Source organism: Jannaschia sp. S6380, assembly GCF_023015695.1.
GTDB lineage: Bacteria > Pseudomonadota > Alphaproteobacteria > Rhodobacterales > Rhodobacteraceae > Jannaschia.
Genome location: NZ_JALKAS010000001.1, coordinates 1819919 through 1843146 on the forward strand (window position 1 = coordinate 1819919; position 23228 = coordinate 1843146).

The following is a 23228-nucleotide window of genomic DNA, read 5'->3' on the forward strand; positions in this document are numbered from 1 at the left end:
CTTCGGTGCTATGGGCTGCTCAAGCCTCGGGTGCGGACATGACCGGCGGGTGTGAAGGTCCGATGTCGGCAGGATGACGGCTCCATGACGCGTGGCTTCTTTCCCCCGCCCGTCCCACCCGCTAGCGTCCGGCCCATGTGGCGTGCGCTTCTCTCCCGGCTGGTCTCGCTTCTGGCGTCGCTCGCGGTGGCCAGCGTGGTAATCTTCGTGATGCTGCAGGCCGTTCCGGGCGATCCGGCGGCGTTCATGCTGGGCCTGAACGCGCGCCCCGACACGGTGGCCGCCCTGCGCGCCGAACTGGGTTTGGAGGGGGCGCTGCCGGCGCGGTACCTGGCTTGGGTCGGCGGCATGCTGACGGGCGATTTCGGCACCTCCTACACCTATCGCGTGCCGGTGGCGGGCCTGATCCGGGACCGGCTTCCCGTGTCGGCGCCGCTGGCCCTCTATGCGTTGATCCTGACGCTGCTGATCGCGATCCCGGCGGGCCTCGTCTCGGCGTCCCGGCGCGGCCGGGCGGCCGATTGGGGCGTCATGGGCGCCACCCAGCTGGGCATCGCGATCCCGAACTTCTGGTTCGCCATGCTGCTGGTGTCGGTCTTCGCGATCTCGCTGGGCTGGTTCTCGGCCGGCGGCTTCCCGGGCTGGTCGGACCCGCTGGCCGCGATCCGCGCCCTGACCTTGCCGGCAATCGCCCTTGCACTGCCGCAGGCATCGATCCTCGCGCGCGTGCTGCGGTCGTCGCTGCTCGATACGCTCGATTCCGACTACATCCGCACCGCACGTGCCAAGGGCCTTTCGCGGCGCGCGACCCTCGTGCGCCATGCGCTGCGCAACGCGGCCATCCCGGCGCTGACGATCCTGGGCCTGCAGTTCAGCTTCCTTCTCGCCGGCGCGATCATCATCGAGAACGTGTTCTTCCTGCCGGGTCTCGGCCGCCTGATCTTCCAGGGGATCACGCAGCGCGACCTGATCGTCGTCCAGTCGGTCACGATGCTGCTGGTCTTCGCCGTGATCGTCGTCACCTTCGCGGTGGAGCTGGCCTATGCCGCCGCCGATCCCCGGCTGCGCCGCAGATGAGCTGGGCGTTCCGCTTCGGGTTGGCGCTGACGGCGCTGTTTCTGGCCGCCGCGGCGCTGGGGCTGATCTGGACGCCGCATCCGACGGATGTCGTGCGGGTCTCGGATCGCACGCTGGGGCCGTCGGCGCTGCATCCGCTGGGCACCGATCACCTCGGGCGCGACATGCTGTCGATGCTGATGGCGGGCGCGCGAACTTCGATTGCGGTGGCCCTCGTGGCCGTGGGCATCGGCATGGGCGCGGGCGTGCCGCTGGGTCTGCTGGCGGCGGCGCGGCGCGGCGGATGGATCGACGAGGTCGTGATGCGCGGCAACGACCTGATCTTCGCCTTTCCGTCCCTGGTGATCGCCATCCTTATCACCGCCGTCTTCGGACCCTCGGCCGTCAACGCGATCCTCGCCATCGGCATCTTCAACATTCCCGTCTTCGCGCGCGTGTCGCGGGGTGGGGCATTGCCGCTCTGGACGCTGGACTACGTGATGGCCGCGCGCGTGGCCGGCAAGGGACGCACACTGATTTCGACCCAGCACATCCTGCCCAACATCACCAACCTGCTGATCGTGCAGGCCACGATCCAGTTCAGCCTGGGCATCCTGGCCGAGGCCGCGCTGTCCTATATCGGCCTCGGCGCGCAGCCGCCGACGGCCAGCTGGGGCCGGATGCTGGCCGATGCCCAGACGATGATCCATACCGAACCGCAGCTTGCCATCCTGCCGGGACTGGCCATCGTGGGGATGGTCCTGGGGCTGAACCTGCTGGGCGACGGGCTGCGCGACATGCTCGACCCGCGCCTGCGCCGGGTGCGGATGTGAGCGAACCGCGCCTGGGCATCGAAGGTCTGTCGCTGGCGATCCACGGAACGCCCGTCCTGCACGATCTCTCCCTGCGCGTCGATGCCGGCGAGATCGTGGGCCTTGTGGGCGAATCGGGGTCGGGCAAGTCGATGACGGCACTGGCGGCCATCGGCCTGGCACCGGACGGCGCGCGCATGCAGGGCGCGATCCGGCTGGACGGCCGCGACCTGGCGCAACTGCCCGAACGGGAGTGGCTGGACATTCGCGGCCGCGAGATCGCGATGATCTTCCAGGAGCCGATGACCGCGCTGAACCCCGTCCATACCATCGGCGCGCAGGTGTCCGAGACGTTGCGCCTGACCGGCACGCCGCGCCCCGAGGCGGAGCGGATCGCACGTGACCGCCTGGACCGCGTCGGGCTGGAGGCGATCCCGCTGGACCGCTATCCCCATGAGCTGTCCGGCGGGCAGCGGCAGCGGGTCTGCATCGCGCTGGCCATCGCGCGCCGTCCCAGCCTTCTGATCGCGGACGAGCCGACGACCGCCCTGGACGTCACCACGCAGGCGCAGATCCTCGACCTGCTGGCCAAGCTCGTGCGCGAGGAAGGGATGTCGCTTCTGCTGATCACGCACGATCTGGGCGTTGTCGCCGGGCTGGCCGACCGCGTCGCGGTCATGAGGGACGGCGCCGTAATCGAGGCCGGGCGGACCGAGGCGTTGTTCCGCAACCACGCCCACCCCTACACGCGCGACCTGATCGCCGCGTCGCGCCCGTCGCCACGCCCGCCGCGCCCCTCCGCCGACGAGGACGTGCTGGCCGCGCGGGAGGTCGTGCGGGACTATGGCGCATTGCGCGCGGTCGATCTCGTCTCGCTGTCGCTACGCCGGGGCGAGAGCCTGGGGCTCGTGGGCGAGTCGGGCTGCGGAAAATCTACCCTGACGCGGGCGCTTCTGGGGTTGGAGCCGATCCAGGGCGGGGCGATCACCCTGCTGGGCCGCCCCGGCGGGACGGCGATGACCCGTGCGGACCGGGCGCGCATCAGCGTGGTGTTTCAGGACCCCTATGGCAGCTTCGACCCCCGCTGGACGGTCCGCCGCCTCGTGCAGGAGCCGTTCCACCTGACCGGCCGCCCCGCCGATGCCGACACCCGCGCCGCGCTGGCGCTGGCGGAGGTGGGCCTGTCGGAGGCGGATCTGACAAAGTACCCGCACGAGTTCTCGGGCGGACAGCGCCAGCGCATCGCCATCGCCCGGGCACTGATCACCAAGCCCGACGTGCTGGTCCTCGACGAGGCGGTCAGCGCGCTGGACGTGCGTGTTCGCGCGCAGGTGCTGGCATTGCTGGCCGATCTGCAGGCGCGTCTGGGCCTGAGCTATCTGTTCATCACCCACGACCTGACCGTGGTGCGCGCGATCTGCGACCGGGTGCTTGTCATGCGGGCGGGACGGATCATCGAGGACGGGGCGGTCGGGCGCCTGTTCGACGCCCCCGCCACCGACTACACCCGGACGCTGATCGCCGCCGCACCGGCGATCCCCGACGGTTGGCTGGAGGCGCGGGCATGACCTTGCTGCATCTGTCGATCACGGCGCGGTCGCCGAAGGCCTTCGCCCGGACCGTCGCCCGCCTTCTCGGCGGCGAGGCCCTACCCTTTCCGCCCTGTCCCGGCGCCTGGATCGCCTTCGCCGACGCCGATGATGGCACCGCGGTGGAGGTCTATCCCGCCGGCACGCGCCTGAGCGCGGGACCCGAGGCGCTCGCCTTCAGCCCCGGCCCGCCTCGCCGTTCCACCGGGGCGACGCATTTCGCGATCGCCTCGCCGCTGAAGGCCCAACAGATCCTCGACCTCGTCGAGGGTGTCGGCTGGACCGCGCGTCGTTGCGACCGGGGCCCGTTTTCCTGTCTCGAGGTGTGGACCGGCGAAGGGCTTCTGATCGAGGTTCTGGATTCCGGCATGCTGGCCGATTACCGCAAGGGCATGACGGCGGCGAACTGGCGCGCGATGTTCGGAATGGAGGAATGACATGACGATCTGGTTCGACACCGAGGAGATGCTGATCGGCGGCCGCTGGCTGCGCGCCGCCGATACGTTGACGCTGGAAGACCCCTCGACGGGGGCCCCGCTGGCCGAGATCGCACGTGGTCAGGCCCGCGAGATCGATGCCGCCGTCGCCGCCGGGCACGCGGCACTGTCGGGCGAATGGGGCCGGATGCCCGCCTTCGAGCGGGGCCGCATCCTGTCGCGACTCGGGGACCTCGTGCGGGCACGTGTCGAGGACCTGGCCGTGCTGGAGGCGATGGATGTCGGCAAGCCGCTGAAACAGGCGCGGGCCGACGCCGTGGCGCTTGCGCGATACCTGGAATTCTACGGCGGGGCCGCAGACAAGGTGCATGGGACGACGATCCCGTATCTCGACGGCTACACCGTCTACACACTGCGACAGCCGCATGGGGTGACCGGCCATATCGTGCCCTGGAACTATCCGATGCAGATCATCGGCCGGTCGGTCGGCGCCGCACTTGCCATGGGCAACGCCTGCGTCCTGAAACCGGCCGAGGAAGCGTGCCTGACCGCGCTCGCCTTCGCGCGCCTCGCCTGCGAGGCGGGCCTGCCGCCCGGCGCACTGAACGTCGTTCCGGGCCTCGGGCCAGAGGCGGGCGCGGCCCTGTCCGCACATCCCGGCATCCACCACATCAGCTTCACCGGCTCCGTCGCGACCGGTGCCAACGTCCAGATGGCCGCGGGGGCGAACGTGGTCCCGGTCACGCTGGAACTCGGGGGCAAGTCACCGCAGATCGTCTTCGCCGATGCCGATCTCGACGCGGCGCTGCCATTCCTCGTCAACGCGGGCATCCAGAACGCGGGCCAGACCTGTTCCGCCGCGAGCCGCATCCTCGTCCACCGGGATGTGCATGACGACGTCGTCGCGCGGATGGCCGAACGCTACGCCGCGCTGCGCGTCGGGCCGGCGATGGACGACCTCGATGTCGGCCCCCTCATCTCGGCCCGCCAGAAGGCGATCGTCGAGGGGTTCCTCGACCGCGCCGACGGCCTGACGGTCGCGGCGCGCGGGCAGGTGGAAGGCACGGGCGGCCATTTCGTCGCCCCGACCCTGCTGACCGGCGCGGATGCCGATCACCCGCTGGCCCAGGCCGAGATCTTCGGTCCGGTCCAGGTCGTCCTCCCGTTCGAGGACGAGGCCGAGGCCCTGCGCATCGCGAACGGCACCGATTACGGCCTGGTGGCCGGCGTCTGGACCCGCGACGGCGCGCGCCAGATGCGGATGGCGCGCGACCTGAGGGCCGGTCAGGTGTTCCTGAACAACTACGGCGCGGGCGGCGGGGTGGAGCTGCCCTTCGGCGGCGTCGGCAAGTCCGGGCACGGCCGCGAGAAGGGGTTCGAGGCGCTCTACGGGTTGAGCCAGCTCAAGACCGTGGCGGCGCATCACGGCTGACCAATCGGAAAGAAGTCACCTCTGGTCGAAATGCGTCGCGATGATCCGCTTGGCATTCGGTACCACGATATAGGTGCTCAAAGGCACCGCCGGGATCGTCGTCACGAAGGTCCGCAGCCAGATCGTGAGGCCCGAATCTACCGTCAGGTAGGTCATGATGGTAACGATCGGATAGACGCTGAGCCAGACCATCACCATCAACACCATGCGGTTTCACCGCTGGTGCGGATCGTTATCCGTCGTTATCTGGTCCGAATCCGGCATCCGTCCGCTCTCCCGTTCGACCCGGGATCAAGCGGCGCCCCGCCCGAGTGTTCCGTTCATCCGACCGGATAGAAGAACTCCTCCCGCACGATCTTGCCATCCTTGACCGTGTAGATGCCGATATCCTTCATCGGCTCCATCTCCCCGGTCTCGCGGTTCTTCATCTGCATGTCGAAGATGACGGCGAAGCGATCGTCGCCGTGAGGCATCGGGTCGGAGACATCACTGGAAACCTCCTCGTACTGGCTGGCGAACCACTCATGCTTGCCGCGGATCCCCTCGATCCCCTTCGTCTCGCGCCCGTTGCCCATGTCGGCGGCCTCGACGCTCACTGCGTCGTCCGCATAGAGCCTCGAAAGGTTCTCCTGCTCGCGCCCTTCGCGGCATCCGGCCACCAGTTCGTTCGCGACCTGCATCATGTCCATCCCATATCCCTCCGGTTGAATACTCAGACCATAGCACGGATTCCGCGACGGAAGGGTGACGCGGCGCATCCGGCGGGGCAGTATCGCCGCAAATGCGGGAGGGATCATGCGACTGAAGGGCAAGACGGCCATCGTGACCGGGGGCGCCTCGGGCTTCGGCCGGGGCATCGTGGAAAAGTTCGCGGCCGAAGGGGCGACGGTGCTGGTCGCCGACAGGAACGGGGACGGCGCCGCCGATGTGGCCGATGCGGCGGGCGGAATCCATACCCCGATGGACGTGGCGAAGGATGCCGACTGGCGTGCGCTGACGGCGCAGGCCATGGACGCATGGGGCCGGATCGACATCCTGGTGAACAACGCGGGCATCACGCACCTGCCGATGCCGATGGAGGAAGTGACGGAGGAGGAGTTCGACCGCGTCCTGTCGGTCAACGCCAAATCCGTCTACCTGTCGGCCCGCCATGTCGTGCCGATGATGAAGGCCGCGGGGTCGGGCGCGATCCTGAACGTGGCGTCGACCGCGGGGGTCAGCCCGCGTCCGCGCCTGAACTGGTACAACGCGTCGAAGGGCTGGATGATCACGGCGACCAAGGCGATGGCGGTGGAGCTGGCGCCATCGGGCGTGCGGGTCAACGCGATCAACCCGGTCGCGGGGGACACGCCGCTCCTGGCCAGTTTCATGGGCGAGGATACGCCCGAGACGCGCGCGAAGTTCCTGTCGACGATCCCGATCGGACGCTTCTCCACGCCCGAGGACATGGGAAATGCCGCCTGTTTCCTGTGTTCGGACGAAGCGTCGATGATCACGGGCGTCGGATTGGAGGTCGATGGTGGGCGGTGCATCTGAGGTGGTGGGAACGAAGGTCGATCTGAACGAACGGCTCGCGGCGATCGCCGAACACTGGGCGCCGGAACGCGTGGCCACCTACAATGACAACGAGGTCATGGTCGTGAAGCTGCGCGGCGAGTTCCCGTTTCACATCCACGAGGACAGCGACGATTTCTTCCTGATCCTGAAAGGCGAGGTCCATATCGACATCGAGGGGGAGGTGACGCAGGTCTGCGGACCGGGCCAGCTTTGCGTCATCCCCAGGGGCCGCCGCCACCGTCCACGCGCGCCGGAGGAGGCGGAGATCCTGCTGATCGAACCGCTGGGCCTGCGCGCGACGAACGACGCCGACCGGACCCAGGCGCGCAGCACATGAGGCTGGCCGCGGATATCCACGTGCTGGCCGGACGCTTCGCTTCACAACAGCTGGCCTATGCCCATCTTCTGGACGCGGCCGAGGCGGGCGACCTTTCCCCCGATCTCGACCATATCGAGGTGATTGCCGCGCCCGGACGAACGCGCCTGTCGGCCTATTTCGACGAGGACACGACTGCCGCGCTGATCACGGGTGCGGCGGGGGATACGTTGGTCCTGATCCTGCCGGGGGCATTGCTGACAGAGGCCTTCGCCGCGACGGCCCATCTGCGGGATCTGGGCCGGCACCCAGGCCATGTGAGCCGGGCGATGATCCCGTGACCCCCGGCGCGCGCAACCTGATCACGGACGTGGCCGGCCTGCATGTCGGCCACGCGCAGGACGTCCGCATCCGGTCGGGCGCCACCGTCCTGACCGGCGATCTGCCGTTCACGGCCGCCGTGCACGTCATGGGCGGCGCACCCGGCACACGCGAGACCGACCTGCTGGCGCCCGACAGGCTGGTGCAGGAGGTGGACGCCATCGTGCTGTCCGGCGGGTCGGCCTTCGGCCTCGACGCGGCGTCGGGCGTGGCCGATGGCCTGCGGGCGGCGGGGCGCGGCTTCGATGTCGGCGGCCAGCGGGTGCCGATCGTGCCGGGCGCGATCCTTTTCGACCTGCTGAACGGGGGCGACAAGGGCTGGTCGTCCAACCCCTACGGCGCGCTTGGCCGCACCGCGCTGGCCGAGGCCGGACCGGATTTCGCGCTCGGATCCGTGGGCGCGGGGTTCGGCGCGACGGTGCTTGACCTGGCAGGCGGCCTCGGCTCGGCCTCCTGCGTGTTGGCGTCGGGCGTGACGGTGGGTGCCTTGGTCGCGGTGAACGCCCTGGGGCGAGTTTGCGACGATGCCGGGCGGTTCCATGCCGCGCCGTTCGAGTACGAGGCCGAGTTCGGCGGCCGCGGTCATGCCAAGTTCGACCCGGAATGGGAGCCCTATGGCGACCGGGCGCCCGGACAATCGACCACGATCGCCATCGTCGCGACCGACGCGGCATTGACGCAGGCCGAGGCGACGCGGATGGCGATCGCGGCGCATGACGGCATGGCGCGTGCGATCGTCCCCAGCCATACGCCACTCGACGGCGACCTCGTCTTCGCGGCGGCGACCGGGCAAATTCCGCTGAAGGATCCGGTCTGGGACGGGCTGCGCCTGGGTCATGCGGCCGCGGCCTGCCTGTCCCGTGCCATCGCTCGCGGGGTTCGTGAGGCGTCGGGCGGCATCAAACCGTCCTGGCGCGACCGGCATGGCTGACGTCCAAGCCGGATTCCGCCCATCGGTGGCCCGGCCTCGGGGTTTTCACGCAACCGTGCATTGAAATCGGGACGTCACGCCCCACCTTAGGCCTAGGCGCGAACGAGGTTTCAGCCGCTCGCCCACCTGAAGACTGCCACGATCTTGGTCCTGGGCATTGCGCCATGCGGTGACCTGGACCGACGGGGCCGAAAATTTCTACGGCCCGCGAGGCGCGCTCGTTCCCCCCCGAGCGCGCCTCGATTCATGAACCTCCGCGCCTGTCCCGAAAGAAATCGCGCAGCAGTTCCGCGCAGGCTTCGGCGTCGATGCCATCATGGATTTCGGGTATGTGATGCGTCTGTGGATGCGTGAACACGCGCGCGCCATGAAGGACTCCGCCCGATTTCGGATCGCCTGCGCCGAAATGCAGTCGCGCGATGCGTGCGTGTGCGATGGCCTGCGCGCACATCGCACAGGGCTCCAGCGTCACCCAGATCTCGCAATCCGTGATCCGCTCCCGCCCGAGGGTGGCGCAGGCGGCCCGGATCGCCAGCATTTCGGCATGGGCCGTCGGGTCCCGTACCTCGCGCGTGCGGTTTCCGGCGCGCGCGATAACCTCGCCACCCCGGGTCACGACGGCGCCCACCGGAACCTCGCCGCGCGCCGCGGCGGCGCGGGCCTCCGCCAGGGCCTCGGACATGAAGGATCGGAACATTTCGCAGGTGTGACGGTCGGGCGTCCGGCGCGCAAGCCGCTTCCCCCCTGCGCGCAGGCAGGCTAGATCGCGACCATGACCCAGAACCCCGACAGACCCGGCGACCGCATCGCCAAGGTGATCGCGCGCGCCGGCCTCGCCTCGCGCCGCGACGCCGAGACGATGGTCACCGACCTGCGCGTCAAGGTGAACGGCAGGACCGTGTCCAACGTGGCGACGAACATCGTGCCCGGCGACCGCGTGACCGTCGACGGCCAGCCCCTGCCCCGGGCCGAGGGCGCGCGCCTCTGGCTCTATCACAAGCCCGCGGGCCTGGTGACGAGCGCGCGCGACGAGAAGGGTCGCGAGACGGTGTTCGACGCGCTGCCCGCCGAACTGGGACGCGTGCTGTCGGTCGGGCGGCTCGACCTCAATTCCGAGGGCTTGCTGCTCCTGACCAACGACGGCGACCTGAAGCGTCAGTTGGAACTGCCTTCGACCGGGTGGTTGCGCCGCTACCGCGTGCGGGTGAACGGCACGCCCGCCGAAGGGCCGCTGGACCGGTTGCGCGGGGGGATCGAGGTGGAGGGCCCCGAAGGGCGCGAGGCGTTCGCGCCGATGCAGGTCACGCTGGACCGCCAGCAGGGTGCGAATGCTTGGTTGACCATCGGCCTGCGCGAGGGACGGAACCGCGAAATCCGCCGCGCGTTGGAGGCGGTCGAGCTTTACGTGAACCGCCTGATCCGCGTCAGCTACGGCCCGTTCCAGCTTGGCAACCTTGCGGCCGGCGCGGTGGAGGAGGTCAAGCCGCGTATCCTGCGCGAGCAACTGGGCGACACGTTCAAGGGCGAACTGGCCGAAAGCCGAAAGGGCGCAGAGATGGCGACGGACGACAAGGGCGACGGCAAGTCGGGGGGCAAGATGCCCCGAAAACCCCGGACGTCGGGCGACCGGCTGGTCGACAAGGGCCGGGGCAAGCCGCGCGGGGATGCGCCGAAGGGCGGCGCCCGCGGTCGCGCGGCGGACACCGCCGAGGGTCGCGCCGAACGGGCGGCCCGCCCGCACGGGCCCCGCACCGCGAAACCGCCGGTCACGCGGAACGACGGCGACGGCGGGCGCCCGGCAAGGTCCGGACCCGGCGGCGCGCGCAAGCCCGGTGACCGCAAGCCGTGGGCCAAGGAGGGCGACCGGCCCGCGCGGCCGGGGGGCGATCGCAAGCCCGGCGGCAAAGACGACGATGCCCGCCCCAAGCGCGAGGATCGGCGCCCCGGTGCGCAGGACCGCCCGAAGGAGACCAAGGGCGAGCGGAATGCCCGCCTGCGCGCGGATACGTCGGTCAGCCTGCGCAAGGGTGGCCAGAAAGGGCGTGGATTGGCGAAGGCAAAGAAGCCGGCCTCGACCAAGCGGATGCGCAAACCCGGGGAGAGCGCGGAGGATTAGTCTTCCGGCTTCTCGACCTGATACTTCTGCATCATCGCGACCTGGCTGAAGATGAACAGGAACATCGCGATCGGGATGCCGAAGGTCCGCAGGTTGACCCAGGCGTCGGTGGACATGGTGCGCCAGACCACCTCGTTCGCCAGCGCCAGGGCGACGAAGAACCATGCCATGCGCCAGGTCAGGATGCGCCAGCCTTCGGCGTTCAGCGGCACCGCCTCGGACAGGACGTAGGACAGAAGGCTGCGCCCCCGCCACAGGCCCGCGAACAGGATCGCGGCGAAGAGCGAATAGATCATCGTCGGCTTCATCTTGAAGAACCGCTCATCGTTGAGCCAGATCGACAGCCCGCCGAACACCGTGACCAGGACCGCCGTGACGACCTGCATCACGCTCAGCTTGCCGGTCAGCGCCCAGTGGATGGCGGTGGCGACCAGGATGACGGGGATGAACAGGGCGGTGGCGACGATGAAGCCGCTGTACTCCTCGCCGCGGAACGCGAAGGTGTCGTCGCGCAGCAGGACGTAGGTGACGAAGAAAAGGGCGACCGGCCCCAGTTCCAGCGTCATTTTCAGCCAGCCGGGTATCTTGCGTTCCGCCATCGGGCACCTCCGGCACGCTAGGTATGCGCGCGGGCGGTCCGGGTCTAGCCCCCGAACTCGACGACGACGGCGCCCAGCGCGATCAGCGACATTAGGATCAGGCGGCGCGGACCCACCGCCTCCTTCAGCAGGACCCAGCCGATCAGCGCGGCGAACACCGTCGACGTCTCGCGCAGGATCGCCGCCTCGCCGACGCTATCGAGCCGGGTGGCCAGCATGATCGACCCGAACGACCCGAACGCGACGATCGCGCCGGTCAGGCCCAGCCGAACCAGCGATGCCTCGGGCCGGCGCCAGCGCCCGCGCAACGCCGCGATCAGCGGGAAATCCCAGGAGGTCAGCATGAAAAACCATGCCAGGAAGGTGAACGGATCGGCCATGGACCGGATGCCGAACGCGTTCCAGGTGGTGTAGACGGCGACCAGAAAGCCGGTCGCCACGGCCAGGCCCAGCGCGGGGGCCAACGTGGCGCGGTCGACGGTGATCTTGGCGAGGTTGTAGGCCGACAGGCCGAACAGGCCCGCGATCAGGATGGCCACGCCGGCCCATTGCGTGGCGGTGAACACCTCGCCGAAGATGATCCCTGCGCCCAGCACGGTGAAGAGCGGCCCCGTTCCGCGCACGACCGGATAGACGACGGTATAGGCGCCCCGCTGATAGGTCGCGCCCTGCAACGCCTTGTAGACGAACTGGATCACCACCGTTCCGAGGAGCACCCACCAGAGCCCGGCCGGCGGCCAGGGAACCACGAACAGCGCGATCGGGGTCGAGATGGCGAAGATCGCGACGTCCATCGCGGTGCGCGACGTCCAGGGATCGTAGCGTCCGCCCTTCTGCAGCGCGCCGAACAGCGCATGCAGGAAGGCCGCCGCCAGAGCCAGCGCCAGGGCGGCGTCATGACCGGCGGGCGTGCCCTCGATCGACAGGATCCAGTCGCTTAGCATTCGGGTGCGCGGGCCTGGCCGGATCCGGTCCGCGACGGAACGCAGGCGCGGCAAGGGCGTTTGTCGATGATCCACGGCGAAAGGAAGACATGCTCGGCACGATCTTCGAGGACATGAGCGGCAGCTTCACGGTCATTTCGCCGGGCGTCTCGGCGGCCCGGTTGCTGCTTGCGGTGGTCCTGTGCGGCATCATCGGGTTCGAGCGGGAGCGCCGCGCCAAGCCCGCGGGCCTGCGCACGCACATGCTGGTTGGGATCGCGGCGTGCCTCTTCATCATCGTGGGGCAGGAACTGGGCAGCCTGAACTACGGCACCCAGACCGATGTCCGCACCGACCCCCTGCGCCTGATCGAGGCGGTGACGGCGGGCGTGGCCTTCCTGGCCGCGGGGATCATCTTCACCGCCAAGGGCGAGGTTCGCAACATCACGACGGGTGCGTCGATGTGGCTGGCCGGGGCCGTTGGGCTTGCCTGCGGGGCGGGTCAGGGATTGCTGGCGGGCATGGCGACCATCATCGTGGTCACGGTCATCGCCGTGCTGGGCGCGATCGAGCGCCGTTATGCGCCGAAGCACAACGAAGAACCCGAGGCGGGGGAGTAGCGCCGCCTCATGCCTCCAGCCCGACCAGCGCGGCCGCGAACTCCTCGGGGTCGAAGGCGTCCAGATCGTCTATCTGCTCGCCCACGCCGATGGCATGGATCGGCAGCCCAAAACGATCGGCCAGCGCGACCAGCACGCCGCCCTTTGCGGTGCCGTCCAGCTTGGTCATGACCAGGCCCGACACATCGGCCAGCTTGCGGAAAACGTCGACCTGGGTCAGCGCGTTCTGGCCGGTCGTTGCATCCAGGACCAACAGCGTATTGTGCGGCGCCGAAGGGTCCTTCTTGCGGATCACCCGGACGATCTTGGACAGCTCCTCCATCAGGTCGGCGCGGTTCTGCAGACGGCCTGCCGTGTCGATCAGCAAAAGATCGGCGCCGTCGGCTTCGGCCCGCGTCATCGCGTCGAACGCAAGGCTCGCCGGGTCGGAACCCTGCGGCGCCACCATTACCGGCACGCCGGCGCGGTCGCCCCAGACCTGCAGTTGTTCCACCGCGGCGGCGCGGAACGTGTCGCCGGCGGCGATCACCACCGACTTCCCCGCCGCGCGGAATTGGCTGGCCAGCTTGCCGATCGTGGTCGTTTTGCCCGATCCGTTGACGCCCACGACCAGAACCACCTGCGGCGTCCTGGGGAAGATCGGCATCGGACGGGCCACCGGCTCCATCACGCGGGCGATCTCGGTTGCCATCAGGCGCTTGATCTCCTCGGTCGAGAGGCGCCGGCCCATCCGACCCTCGGCCAGGTTCGCGGTCACGCGCAACGCGGTGTCGACACCCATGTCGGCGGCGATCAGCAATTCCTCGAGTTGCTCCAGCATCTCGTCATCCAGAACACGGCGCGGTGCGGACGGGGCCGCCCGACCCATGATCCGGCCCAGAAGGCCGGGTTTCTCCGCCGTGGGCGCGGCTGCCGGCACGGGGGTCGGTGCCTCGTCCAGCGGCGGGACGCGGGGGATGGGATCGACGGGGGGTGCGTCGACCCGGTCGGCGGGTCGGTCCTCCGGGGGATCGGCCGGGGCCGGCGCGTCGGCCCCCTCCTCGACGATGGCGTCGAGCCCCTTTTCCAGCTTGGAGGACGACCGCGTCAGACGGTCCTTGAGCTTGGTGAAGAACGACATCGGCGCCCCCTTTCATCCCCCACCTAATATGACCGGCAGCGCGGCGAAAGGCCGGTTGACAGGACCGGACGGCGCGCGGACGGTTCGGATGATGCTGCATGTCCTGGCCACCCTCGTGCTGACGCTGGTGCCGGTCGCGCCGGCGGCGGCCGATCCGCCCCGCCCCATCTGGTGCTCGGAAGGCCGGTTCGGGCCGCGCCACTGCATCCGCCCTGACAGCTTCGCCGCCGACACCTGCGCCCAAATCGAGGCGGAGGCGCGGCTGCACGGTCTGCCCCCGGCCTTTTTCGCGCGGCTCTTGTGGCAGGAGAGTCGCTTCGACCCCAACGCCGTCAGCCCGATGCGTGCGATGGGCATCGCGCAATTCATCGCGCCGACCGCGCGCCTGCGCGGCCTAGGCGACCCGTTCAACCCCGCCGAGGCGATCGAGAAATCGGCCGAGTATCTGGGCGAGATGACACAGCGCTACGGCAATGTCGGGCTGGCCGCGATCGGCTACAACGGCGGCGAGCGGAGGGCCGAGGGCTGGATCGCCCGGACCGGGGGCCTGGCGCGCGAAACGATCGACTATGTCGCGATCATCACCGGCAAGACTGTCGAGGATTGGCGCGATGCGCCGCCGCAGGACCTGTCCTTCGACCTCGACGGGGATACGCCGTTCCGCGCGGCTTGCGAGGCGATGGCCGTCGACCGCCGCCTGACGCCCCTGGTTCCGCCCCCGCCGCCGCTGTCGCCTTGGGGCGTCCAAGTCGGCTATGGCACCAGCCAGGCCACGGCCCGCGCATCATTCGAGCGTCTGACGCGGGGGTGCCGGTCGGCGGCACCGGCATCGAGCCTGGAATTCGTGCGGCTGGACCGGCGCGGCCCCGGGCGGCCGACCATCGTGGCGGCGCGGTTGGGCGCCGGATCGCGGGGCGAGGCGATCCGGCTTTGCCGCGCGATCGCCAGGGCCGGCTGCACCTGTCGGGCCTATCGCAACTGAGGCGTCCTCAGGCGCGAAGGTCGCGCAATCCGGACAGGAGCAGCGTCGCACCCATCGCTCCGAACGCCGCGGCGAACGCCCCTTCGACCCAGCGGGCGAAGCGGGCATAGGTGCGGGTGGCAAGCCCCGTCGAAAACAGCACGGCATAAATGCCGTAGATGACGAGCCCGGACACCGCCCCGACCGGGCCGAAGGCCAGCACCTGCAAGGGCGAAAGCCCCAGGCCGAACAGGAAGGTCGCCACGGCCGCCCACATCAACGCGGCCTTCGGATTGGTCAGCACGACCAGGAAACCCCGCCGCCAGGCCGCGACATCACCGATCGCTTCCGCCCGCGCGCCGATCCGGGTGTCGCCGCCGCGCCACGTCGCGCGCGCCGCGCGCAACGCCAGGAACATCAGGTACCCCCCGCCCGCCAGCTTCATCAGGCCGAGCGAGAGTGGATAGGCCAGCAGCAGCGCACCGAGGCCGAACGCGGTCGTCAATGACCAGACCAGCATGCCCGAGGCCACGCCCACCACGACCCACAGGGCCGGCCGCCGCCCCGCCCCCAGCGCGACGGATGCGACCGCAACGAGGTTCGGGCCCGGCGAGGCCTGCGCGGCGATCACGCCGAGCCATGTGATAAGAAACGCCTCGATCATGCGCCGCCCTCCAGTCCCTGGGCCGTGTCGTATCCGGTCGTCGGCGGCACCTTCGCCCCGACCTCGTCCGCGAAATGCCGGATCGTCAGGCGGATCGGGTTCGGCGCCGCCTGCCCCAGGCCGCAGATCGACGCATCGGCCATGGCTTGGCACAGCTCCTCCAGAAGATCCGTGTCCCAGCGGTCCGCCTGCATCAGCTTGACCGCCTTTTCGCAGCCCACCCGGCAGGGCGTACACTGCCCGCAACTCTCGGCCTCGAAGAAGCGCAGCATGTTCAGCGCCGCCGCCTTGGCGCTGTCCTGGTCCGACAGCACCACCACTGCGGCCGAGCCGATGAACGAGCCGTGCGGCTGCAGCGTGTCGAAGTCGAGCGGGACGTCGTCCAGCGTGGCCGGCAAGAGCCCCGAGGACGGACCGCCCGGCTGGTAGGCCTTGAAGGCATGCCCCTCGGCCATACCGCCCGCCGCATCGATGACGTCGATGATGGTGGAGCCCGCGGGCAGCACGTGAACGCCCGGATCCCGCACGCGGCCCGACACCGAGAAGCTGCGCAGACCCTTGCGGCCGTTCCGTTCGTGCGCGGCCAGGATCTCCGGCCCCTCGCGCAGGATGCGGGCGATCCAGTGGCAGGTCTCGATATTGTGGACCAGGGTCGGGCGTCCGAAGAGTCCGACCTGCGCCACGTAGGGCGGTCGGTGGCGCGGCAGCCCGCGCTTGCCCTCGATCGACTCGATCATGGCGCTTTCCTCGCCGCAGATATAGGCGCCCGCGCCGCGACGCAGTTCGACATGCCCCGGTACGACGATCCCGGCCCGTTCCAGCGCGGCGATCTCGCGGCGCAGGATCTCCAGCACGGCGGGGTACTCGTCACGCATGTAGATATAGACCCGATCCGCCTCGACGGCCCATGCGGCAACCAGCATCCCTTCGAGGAAGAGATGCGGGACCCGTTCCAGATAGTAGCGGTCCTTGAACGTGCCCGGTTCGCCCTCGTCGCCGTTGACGGCCATCAGGCGCGGTCCGGGATTGGCGCGCACGAAACCCCACTTCTTGCCCGACGGGAAGCCCGCGCCCCCCAGCCCCCGCAGCCCGCTTTCGGCGACCTTGGCCTGCGCATGTTCCCAATCACCGTCCCGGCGCAGATCGGCCAGCGTCGCATAGCCACCTGCCCCTCGATACGCATCCAGCCCTTCGTATCCGGGGATGACGGGATGGACGTCGCCCGCGTCGATCACCGCCTGCGCGGCGGCGGGGGTGGCATGGTCGACATGGCGGTGGCCGATCTCCAACACGGGGGCAGTGTCGCAGCGGCCCATGCAAGGTGCGCGCAGCACGCGGACGCGCGATGGATCGTGGCCCGCCTCAAGCGCCGCGATCAGCGCCTCCGACCCGGCGAGTTCGCAGGAAAGCGAATCGCAGACCCGGATGGTCAGGTCCGGCGGCGGCGCGTCGTCTTCGCGGCGCGGGTCGAAATGGGCATAGAATGTCGCAACCTCCCAGATCTCGGCCATCGACAGGCGCATTTCCTCGGCCAGCGCGCGCAGATGCGCGGCGGACAGGTGGCCATGGGCGTCCTGGATCAGGTGCAGGAACTCGATCAGCAGGTCGCGGTCGCGCGGCCGGTCGCCCAGCAGGGTCCGGATTTCGGCCAGGGCCGCATCGTCGTACTGGCGCCCCTTGGGTGTCGCCCGTCCCCGGCCCTTGCCGGACTTCCAGACACCCTTGGCTTCGTTCGCATCCAGCATGACGGGTTTCCCTCGTTGATCGCCCCCGTGCCGAGCCTAGGTTACCGGGACCTGCCGCGAAGGGGCGATTGCGACACCACCGTCGCGTTTTGCGCAGCCGAGCAGGGCGACACAAGCGCTCGCGGCGGTCCCCGGGGCCATTTCCCGTTCCGGCTTCATCCTACCGCATGGCGGAGGTTCGCGTGTCGAGCCCCGATGGCCATGCCACATCAATCCGCGACGGCGCACCCCGCGCGGTATGGACAGCCCCGATCCGGTTGGCGAGTGTGCCGCGAGAGGAGAACCGAAATGCGCCTGACCGCGGCCCTGAGCCTTCTGATTGCCCTGACGACGTCGCCCTCCCTGGCCGAACGCGTCGTCACCGCCGAGGAATTCGCCGAGATGGTGACCGGACGGACGCTGCATTTCGACCGGTTCGGGCGTCCGTTTGGGTCGGAGCAGTATTTTGATGACAAGCGCGTCATCTGGGCCTTCGAAGGCGGCACCTGCCAGCGGGGCATCTGGTTCGAGAACACCGAGGGACAGATATGCTTCGTCTACGATGACGACCCGTCCCCGCAGTGCTGGGACTTTCTCCAGACGGATGACGGCGCCTTTCACGCGCGGCTGGATGGCGAGGACCCCGAATCGGACCTGGTGACCCGCGATGTGGGAACCGACGCGCTGGACTGCCCCCTTCCCGATCTGGGCGTCTGACCGCCGCGCCCCAACCAACCGCCCCGTGACCGAACCGGCCCTGATCCTCACGCCTGCGCGAGACCGGGCAAATGGTTCGTGAGGGCGGTGCGTCGCGGTGGGCCGTTTGTGCATAGGCGCACCGTATTCAAGCGAATGTCACGCATCCGTTTCTTGAATCGCAGAGGGACAAGGTTGCATCCTATATCTATCGAGCGGGCCATAGGTCCGACCCGATGAACGGTCCGACGCCAAGGGGCATAGGGCACGGTTCAGAAAGATCTCGCCAACCCGGGCTGCCGTGGCGTTTCGCTGCGGCACCGTCCCTCTTGATCAGGAGTCTGCCATACCGAGCAACCCTCCCCACTGACCTTCGGTCCCTCCGCCCGGTCGAAATGACAACCGGCGCGGCGATCTTCTACTGCATCCGCGCCGAAGATCTGGAACCCGCTGGAGTCCTCCGCCGTCCGGCCGGCCGATCGCCGTCTCTCCCCCAGATCCCCGCGATCGCGCCATGCCGGGCCCGGTGCGGCCCCCGTCCCGAAAGGGCGGGGGCCGTTCGGGTATCACATGCCGGTCAGAACAAATCGCCCTGATCGGGCGGCGGGGGCTTGGCGCGCGGCGTACGCCGCGTGGCGCCGGTCACCGCCTCAACACGGTCATCGTCGCCAGCGAATTGTATCGTGATCCGTCCCGCGGCTCGTGCCGAGGCCGCGTCTGTCACGATGCCGTCGCTGTCGCGCACGACCGCGAAACCGCGTTCCAGCGTGCGCTCATACCCAAGGGAGGCAAGCAGCCGGCCGAGCGCCACGACACGCTCGCGCAGCTTGGTCTGACGCGCGGCAACAACGACCGCGAAACGCCCATCGACGTTGTCCAGCCGCCCCACCGCATCGGTCAGGCGACGTCGAAGCGGGTCTGGCGACAACCGCGCCGTTCTTCGCGCCAACTCCTCCGAGGCACGCGAAACCGCCCGCGGCATCGCGGCGGCCAGGCGCAGCGACAACTGATCCAGCCGCCGCCCCTCGGCAGCGAGGCGAGAGCCGAGGCCGTGCGGCGCGCTGCGCCCCTCCAGCCGCGACAGGGCGACACGGGCCCGGGCCGTTCGCGCGCGCAGACTGGCCGGCAGCCGGTCGCCCGCGAGGTCGAGACGCTGGCGTGCCGGTGCGAGCAGGGCGTCGCGCCGGGGCAAGCCGCGCGACAGATCGGCCCAGCGTTGGCGCCGCGCCGTCACCCCCGCCCGCACGGCCCGCGCCTGGCGCATGCCCAGATCCTGGACCGCCGCGGCCAGATCCAGCCGGACCGGAACCGCCATTTCGGCCGCCGCGGTGGGCGTCGGGGCGCGGCGGTCGGATGCGTGATCGATCAGCGTCGTGTCCGTTTCGTGCCCGACCGCCGATATCAGGGGGATGTCGCAATCGGCGACGGCCCGCACGACGATCTCCTCGTTGAAGCCCCACAGATCCTCGATCGAGCCGCCGCCGCGCGCGACGATCAGAAGGTCGGGACGGGGGATCGCTCCGCCCGGGGGAAGTGCCGTGAACCCCCGGATCGCGTTTGCGACTTCGGCGGCGGAGGTCTTGCCCTGCACGGCGACGGGCCAAATCAGGACGTGGCGCGGAAACCGCTCCCGCAGGCGGTGCAGGATGTCCCGGATCACCGCCCCCTGCGGCGACGTCACCACCCCGATCACGGCGGGCAGGAAGGGAAGCCGCTGCTTACGCTCGGCATCGAACAGACCCTCGGCCGCCAAGGCCGCGCGCCGCTTTTCCAGCATCGCCATCAGGGCACCGGCGCCCGCGACCTCCATCGCATCGACGTTCAGGTTATATTTCGACTGTGCGCCGAAGGCCGAGAGGCGCCCGGTGACGATGACCTCCATCCCCTCCTCGGGGGTGACGGAAAGCTGCGCGATCTGACCCTTCCAGGTGGTGCAGGCCAGCACGTTCCGCTCGTCCTTGATGTCGTAGTAGAGATGCCCCGACCGCGCGCGAAAGATCCGCCCGATTTCCCCCTTCACGCGGATCCGTCCGAAGTTGTCCTCCAGCGCGCGCTTCACCGCGCCGGAAATCTCCGATACGGTGTATTCGGCCTCGTTCCGGCGCGGCGCGGGATCGTCGATCAGGTCGTCCATGGCCCCGGTCTAGCGCGGCGCCCGGGCCGGCGCGATAGGCAAACGCGGCATCCCCGGCACGCGCGCGGACCGCGGCCTTGTCCTCGGGCCGGGGGGTGCCTAAACCCGGAACGCGCGCGACGGGACGGGGGACGCGGCCATGAATATCCTGATCCTTGGCGGCGGCGGACGCGAACACGCGCTGGCCTGGGCGGTGCTGCAGAACCCGAAATGCGACCGCCTGGTGGTGGCGCCCGGCAATGCCGGCATCGCCGAAATCGCGGAATGCGCGGCGCTCGACATCCTCGACGGATCGGCCGTCGCCGCCTTTGCCGATGAGGAGAGCATCGATTTCGTCATCATCGGCCCCGAGGCGCCGCTGGCCGCCGGTGTGTCGGACATGCTGACCGAGGCCGGGATCGCGGTCTTCGGCCCCTCCGCCGCTGCCGCGCGGCTGGAGGCGTCGAAGGCGTTCACCAAGGAGATCTGCGCCGCCGTGGGCGCGCCGACCGCCGCCTACGACCGGTTCGACGATCAAGCGGCGGCACGCGCCGGCCTGGCCGACCGGACGCTGCCCATCGTGGTCAAGGCGGACGGGCTCGCCGCCGGCAAGGGCGTGACCGTGGCCGAGACACGGGCGGAGGCCGAGGCCGCGCTGGCCGAGATCTTCGACGGCGCGCATGGCCGGGCCGAGGTGGTGATCGAGGATTTCCTGCGCGGCGAGGAAGCGTCGTTCTTCTGCCTCGTCGATGGCGAGACGGTCCTGCCCATCGGGACGGCGCAGGATCACAAGCGGGTTGGCGAAGGCGACACCGGCCCCAACACCGGCGGCATGGGCGCCTATTCCCCCGCGCCCGTGATGACGGCCGCGGTCGAGACGCGCGCCCTGGAGGAAATCGTCCGCCCCACCATGGCCGAGATGGCGCGCCGCGGCACACGCATGCGCGGCGTGCTGTTCGTTGGCCTGATGATCGAGGACGGCGCACCCAGCCTGGTGGAATACAACGTCCGCTTCGGCGACCCGGAATGCCAGTGCCTGATGATGCGGCTGGGCGGGCAGGCGCTCGACCTGATGCTGGCCTGCGCCGGGGGGCGGTTGGCCGAGGCGCAGGTGAATTGGGCCGAGGATCACGCGATCTGCGTCGTGCTGGCCGCAGAAGGGTATCCCGGCGATTATGCGAAGGGGACGGAGATCCGCGGGCTCGACACTCTGCCGCGCGACAGTCGGAACATGGTGTTCCATGCCGGCACGGCGATGCGTGACCACCGATTGGTCGCCGCCGGGGGCCGTGTCCTGGGGGTCACCGCACGGGGCGACGACCTGATGGCCGCGCGCGATCGCGCCTATGCCATGGTCGACGCCATCGACTGGCCCGACGGGATATGCCGGCGCGATATCGGCTGGCGCGCGCTTTGACGGATCGGGTGCATCGGGGCCGGGCCTCTATTCAGGACAACGGCTCTCCGACGCATTCCAGCAGCCGTTTCTCAAAGGTCTTGGCCCATTGCACTTCGGCCGTCCGGGTCGAGCGGACATAGAGTTCCCCCTCCTCCTCGAACGGCCACCAGCAGGACGGACGGCCCGGCGTGTCGTCGTAGACAAAGCAGATCTTGGCACCATGGACCGAGATCGTGCCCAGCGCGCAGGTCCCGTCCGCGCGGGTCCAGACGCTGCGCTTGCGGTCGACGAACCGCTCCACCCCGACCAGCGAGCCGTCGGTGGCCAGGGCGAACGAAACCGTTTGGCCGGCCACGAGATCGAGGAACGCCTCGGGCGTGACCACCCGCTCCACCCCGCCGGCCGGCGAGGCGAGCAACAGGGCAACGGCGGCGACGCGAAAAGGCATGCCCTAGCAGTCTAGCGCGTGCCTCTGCCCCGTCCAGCGCCCGACATCGCGGGCCGAGATGCGCCCGTCCCGAAACGTGACCGCCATCCGCCGAGACCAGTCGGCAGAGGCGAGGACAACCTCGGGACCCGTGCCGCAATCGCGCAGGCCACCAGAGATGAACGGCTCCCCGATCCGGTGGTTGGTGAAGCCCGACGCCTGCGCGACCTCCCGAAAATCGCCATCGGCATAGCGCCAGATGCGCACGACCTTTGCCAGATGCGGGCGGTCGACATAGGCGACCTCGACATGGCCGTCGCCGTCCAGGTCGGCGATCGCGGCGGGGGCAAGCCACCGATGGCGCGTGCCGATATGCGGGGTGGCGGCGAGAAGGCGGATGTCGTGTTCGGGGCCGACGCCACGGCTGACATAGCCCCAGACTTCCAGTCGCGACCCGAGATCCGGGTCAGACGCGACGAGGACCAGCTCATCCCGCCCATCGCCGGTGACGTCCACGATCCGGGGGGCGGTGTCCTCGAACACGGCGCGGCCGTCGCCGGCCCGGATGACGTCGCAGAAGCCCTCGTCAGGCAGGTAGGCGATGACGGCGCGTGCCTCGATCCGGTCGCCGAGGACGCCATGCGGATAGATGTCCGTCGCGTCCCAGTAATAGGCGAACCCGAACGGGTTGCCATCGGACCGGACCGTCGGGCTGCCCGGCAGGGGATCGGTGGTGATGCAGCCGGGACCCGGCGATCCGGTCCCCGCGCCCCGATCCGTCCGGTCCAGATTCTGCGCGGCGACGGGAGAAAAGCCCGCGAAAAGGGAAACCAGGGTCGCGAGCGCGGTCGCTCTCAAATCTGCTTCTCGGGCATCTGCACGACCAGGCCGTCCAGTGCATCCGTCACCTTCAGCTGGCAAGTCAGGCGCGAGCGTTCGGGGTCGGGCTCATAGGCGAAGTCGAGCATGTCCTCCTCCATCGCGTCCTTGGCCGGCAGCTTGTCCGTCCAGGCCGGGTCGACATAGACGTGACAGGTCGAACAGGCGCAGGCGCCGCCGCAATCGGCCTCGATCCCCGGGATGCCGTTGTCGCGCGCGCCTTCCATGACGGTCAGGCCGACGGGGACGTCCACGACATGCTCTTTGCCGCCGTGTTCGATATAGGTGATCTTGGGCATGGAAACTCCTGGCAACTGTTCCGCCCGGGTTACCGTCCGGGTGGCGCGCGTGCAACATTCCGCGGCCCGCGATGGACGGCCGGGACGGGCCAGGCCCGTGGGGCGTTTGAGGATCGCCGGAGGCTGGTCTAGCATTCGCGCGGGATGCGCGAGGCGCGCGCGGACGCCGGAGTGCAC

At 69.5% G+C, this 23228-nt stretch carries 26 protein-coding genes; 14 read left to right on the plus strand and 12 right to left on the minus strand.

The features are described 5' to 3' along the window. Window positions 1-135 precede the first annotated feature (135 nt). Genes MWU52_RS09330 through MWU52_RS09350 form a run of 5 tightly spaced genes read left to right on the plus strand, consistent with a single transcriptional unit; the run spans window position 136 to window position 5326 of the window. A complete protein-coding gene (locus tag MWU52_RS09330) occupies window positions 136-1077 on the plus strand; it encodes an ABC transporter permease (RefSeq protein WP_246951350.1) in 942 nt (313 codons plus the stop codon). After that, the gene (locus MWU52_RS09335; RefSeq protein WP_246951352.1) at window positions 1074-1889 is read left to right on the plus strand and encodes an ABC transporter permease; all 816 of its coding nucleotides are present in this window, start codon (window positions 1074-1076) and stop codon (window positions 1887-1889) included. Before MWU52_RS09330 ends, MWU52_RS09335 begins: the two co-directional genes overlap by 4 nt. Then, window positions 1886-3436 carry a dipeptide ABC transporter ATP-binding protein gene (locus tag MWU52_RS09340; protein ID WP_246951354.1) on the plus strand — a complete coding sequence of 517 codons (1551 nt, stop codon included), beginning with the start codon at window positions 1886-1888 and terminating at the stop codon, window positions 3434-3436. Before MWU52_RS09335 ends, MWU52_RS09340 begins: the two co-directional genes overlap by 4 nt. After that, complete coding sequence (locus MWU52_RS09345; RefSeq protein ID WP_246951356.1) at window positions 3433-3894, plus strand: hypothetical protein; 462 nt, start codon at window positions 3433-3435, stop codon at window positions 3892-3894. The genes MWU52_RS09340 and MWU52_RS09345 overlap by 4 nt, the downstream gene beginning before the upstream one ends. Window position 3895: 1 nt before the next feature. Continuing rightward, window positions 3896-5326, plus strand: coding sequence for an aldehyde dehydrogenase family protein (locus MWU52_RS09350; protein WP_246951357.1), 1431 nt, complete (start codon window positions 3896-3898; stop codon window positions 5324-5326). A gap of 15 nt (window positions 5327-5341) precedes the next feature. Here the strand turns inward: MWU52_RS09350 and MWU52_RS09355 are convergent, their stop codons facing one another. Further along, window positions 5342-5533: a hypothetical protein gene (locus tag MWU52_RS09355; RefSeq protein WP_246951359.1), complete on the minus strand. Its 192-nt coding sequence runs from the start codon at window positions 5531-5533 to the stop codon at window positions 5342-5344. Window positions 5534-5646: 113 nt separating this feature from the next. After that, window positions 5647-6015: a nuclear transport factor 2 family protein gene (locus tag MWU52_RS09360; RefSeq protein ID WP_246951362.1), complete on the minus strand. Its 369-nt coding sequence runs from the start codon at window positions 6013-6015 to the stop codon at window positions 5647-5649. Between the two features lie 106 nt (window positions 6016-6121). Here MWU52_RS09360 and MWU52_RS09365 point away from each other — a divergent pair, with 106 nt between their 5' ends. From MWU52_RS09365 to MWU52_RS09380, 4 genes are read left to right on the plus strand one after another with little or no spacing between them, the layout of a single operon-like run. Continuing rightward, window positions 6122-6862, plus strand: a complete 741-nt coding sequence (locus MWU52_RS09365; protein WP_246951363.1) for a glucose 1-dehydrogenase — start codon at window positions 6122-6124, stop codon at window positions 6860-6862. Window position 6863: 1 nt separating this feature from the next. Then, entirely contained in the window at window positions 6864-7220 is a 357-nt protein-coding gene (locus tag MWU52_RS09370; RefSeq protein WP_246951365.1) for a cupin domain-containing protein, read from the plus strand. After that, window positions 7217-7540: a hypothetical protein gene (locus MWU52_RS09375; RefSeq protein WP_246951366.1), complete on the plus strand. Its 324-nt coding sequence runs from the start codon at window positions 7217-7219 to the stop codon at window positions 7538-7540. Before MWU52_RS09370 ends, MWU52_RS09375 begins: the two co-directional genes overlap by 4 nt. Beyond that, a complete protein-coding gene (locus MWU52_RS09380; RefSeq protein WP_246951368.1) occupies window positions 7537-8511 on the plus strand; it encodes a P1 family peptidase in 975 nt (324 codons plus the stop codon). Before MWU52_RS09375 ends, MWU52_RS09380 begins: the two co-directional genes overlap by 4 nt. 244 nt (window positions 8512-8755) lie before the next feature. Here MWU52_RS09380 and MWU52_RS09385 read toward each other — a convergent pair whose 3' ends face one another. Then, complete coding sequence (locus tag MWU52_RS09385; protein WP_246951370.1) at window positions 8756-9208, minus strand: nucleoside deaminase; 453 nt, start codon at window positions 9206-9208, stop codon at window positions 8756-8758. 75 nt (window positions 9209-9283) lie between these two features. Here MWU52_RS09385 and MWU52_RS09390 point away from each other — a divergent pair, with 75 nt between their 5' ends. Next, window positions 9284-10627 (plus strand): pseudouridine synthase, encoded by a 1344-nt coding sequence (locus tag MWU52_RS09390; protein ID WP_246951372.1) that lies wholly within the window; start codon window positions 9284-9286, stop codon window positions 10625-10627. On the opposite strand, the gene MWU52_RS09395 is transcribed toward MWU52_RS09390, so the two are convergent. Continuing rightward, window positions 10624-11226, minus strand: coding sequence for an inner membrane-spanning protein YciB (locus MWU52_RS09395; RefSeq protein ID WP_246951374.1), 603 nt, complete (start codon window positions 11224-11226; stop codon window positions 10624-10626). The genes MWU52_RS09390 and MWU52_RS09395 overlap by 4 nt on opposite strands. 44 nt (window positions 11227-11270) lie before the next feature. After that, complete coding sequence (locus tag MWU52_RS09400) at window positions 11271-12170, minus strand: DMT family transporter (RefSeq protein ID WP_246951376.1); 900 nt, start codon at window positions 12168-12170, stop codon at window positions 11271-11273. An 89-nt stretch (window positions 12171-12259) separates the two neighbouring features. Here MWU52_RS09400 and MWU52_RS09405 point away from each other — a divergent pair, with 89 nt between their 5' ends. Next, window positions 12260-12769, plus strand: a complete 510-nt coding sequence (locus MWU52_RS09405) for an MgtC/SapB family protein (RefSeq protein ID WP_246951378.1) — start codon at window positions 12260-12262, stop codon at window positions 12767-12769. Window positions 12770-12776: 7 nt separating this feature from the next. Here the strand turns inward: MWU52_RS09405 and ftsY are convergent, their stop codons facing one another. Next, window positions 12777-13889, minus strand: a complete 1113-nt coding sequence (ftsY, locus tag MWU52_RS09410) for a signal recognition particle-docking protein FtsY (protein ID WP_246951380.1) — start codon at window positions 13887-13889, stop codon at window positions 12777-12779. An 88-nt stretch (window positions 13890-13977) separates the two neighbouring features. On the opposite strand from ftsY, the gene MWU52_RS09415 reads away from it, so the two are divergent. Beyond that, window positions 13978-14871 carry a lytic transglycosylase domain-containing protein gene (locus MWU52_RS09415; RefSeq protein WP_246951381.1) on the plus strand — a complete coding sequence of 298 codons (894 nt, stop codon included), beginning with the start codon at window positions 13978-13980 and terminating at the stop codon, window positions 14869-14871. Between the two features lie 7 nt (window positions 14872-14878). Here the strand turns inward: MWU52_RS09415 and MWU52_RS09420 are convergent, their stop codons facing one another. After that, window positions 14879-15514, minus strand: a complete 636-nt coding sequence (locus MWU52_RS09420; protein ID WP_246951383.1) for a LysE family translocator — start codon at window positions 15512-15514, stop codon at window positions 14879-14881. After that, the gene (locus tag MWU52_RS09425) at window positions 15511-17259 is read right to left on the minus strand and encodes an NAD(P)H-dependent oxidoreductase subunit E (RefSeq protein WP_246951385.1); all 1749 of its coding nucleotides are present in this window, start codon (window positions 17257-17259) and stop codon (window positions 15511-15513) included. Before MWU52_RS09425 ends, MWU52_RS09420 begins: the two co-directional genes overlap by 4 nt. 288 nt (window positions 17260-17547) lie before the next feature. Here MWU52_RS09425 and MWU52_RS09430 point away from each other — a divergent pair, with 288 nt between their 5' ends. Then, window positions 17548-17955, plus strand: a complete 408-nt coding sequence (locus tag MWU52_RS09430; protein WP_246951387.1) for a hypothetical protein — start codon at window positions 17548-17550, stop codon at window positions 17953-17955. 556 nt (window positions 17956-18511) lie between these two features. Here MWU52_RS09430 and xseA read toward each other — a convergent pair. Next, on the minus strand, window positions 18512-20068 hold the full coding sequence (gene xseA / locus MWU52_RS09435) for an exodeoxyribonuclease VII large subunit (protein ID WP_246951389.1): 1557 nt from the start codon (window positions 20066-20068) through the stop codon (window positions 18512-18514). Window positions 20069-20207: 139 nt separating this feature from the next. Between xseA and purD the strand changes: the two genes are divergently transcribed. After that, a complete protein-coding gene (gene purD / locus MWU52_RS09440) occupies window positions 20208-21464 on the plus strand; it encodes a phosphoribosylamine--glycine ligase (RefSeq protein WP_246951391.1) in 1257 nt (418 codons plus the stop codon). Between the two features lie 31 nt (window positions 21465-21495). Here the strand turns inward: purD and MWU52_RS09445 are convergent, their stop codons facing one another. From MWU52_RS09445 to MWU52_RS09455, 3 genes are read right to left on the minus strand one after another with little or no spacing between them, the layout of a single operon-like run. Beyond that, window positions 21496-21894 (minus strand): hypothetical protein, encoded by a 399-nt coding sequence (locus tag MWU52_RS09445; RefSeq protein ID WP_246951393.1) that lies wholly within the window; start codon window positions 21892-21894, stop codon window positions 21496-21498. 3 nt (window positions 21895-21897) lie between these two features. Continuing rightward, window positions 21898-22731, minus strand: coding sequence for a VCBS repeat-containing protein (locus tag MWU52_RS09450; protein WP_246951395.1), 834 nt, complete (start codon window positions 22729-22731; stop codon window positions 21898-21900). Then, entirely contained in the window at window positions 22728-23051 is a 324-nt protein-coding gene (locus MWU52_RS09455; RefSeq protein ID WP_246951397.1) for a 2Fe-2S iron-sulfur cluster-binding protein, read from the minus strand. The genes MWU52_RS09450 and MWU52_RS09455 overlap by 4 nt, the downstream gene beginning before the upstream one ends. Between the last annotated feature and the right edge of the window lie 177 nt (window positions 23052-23228).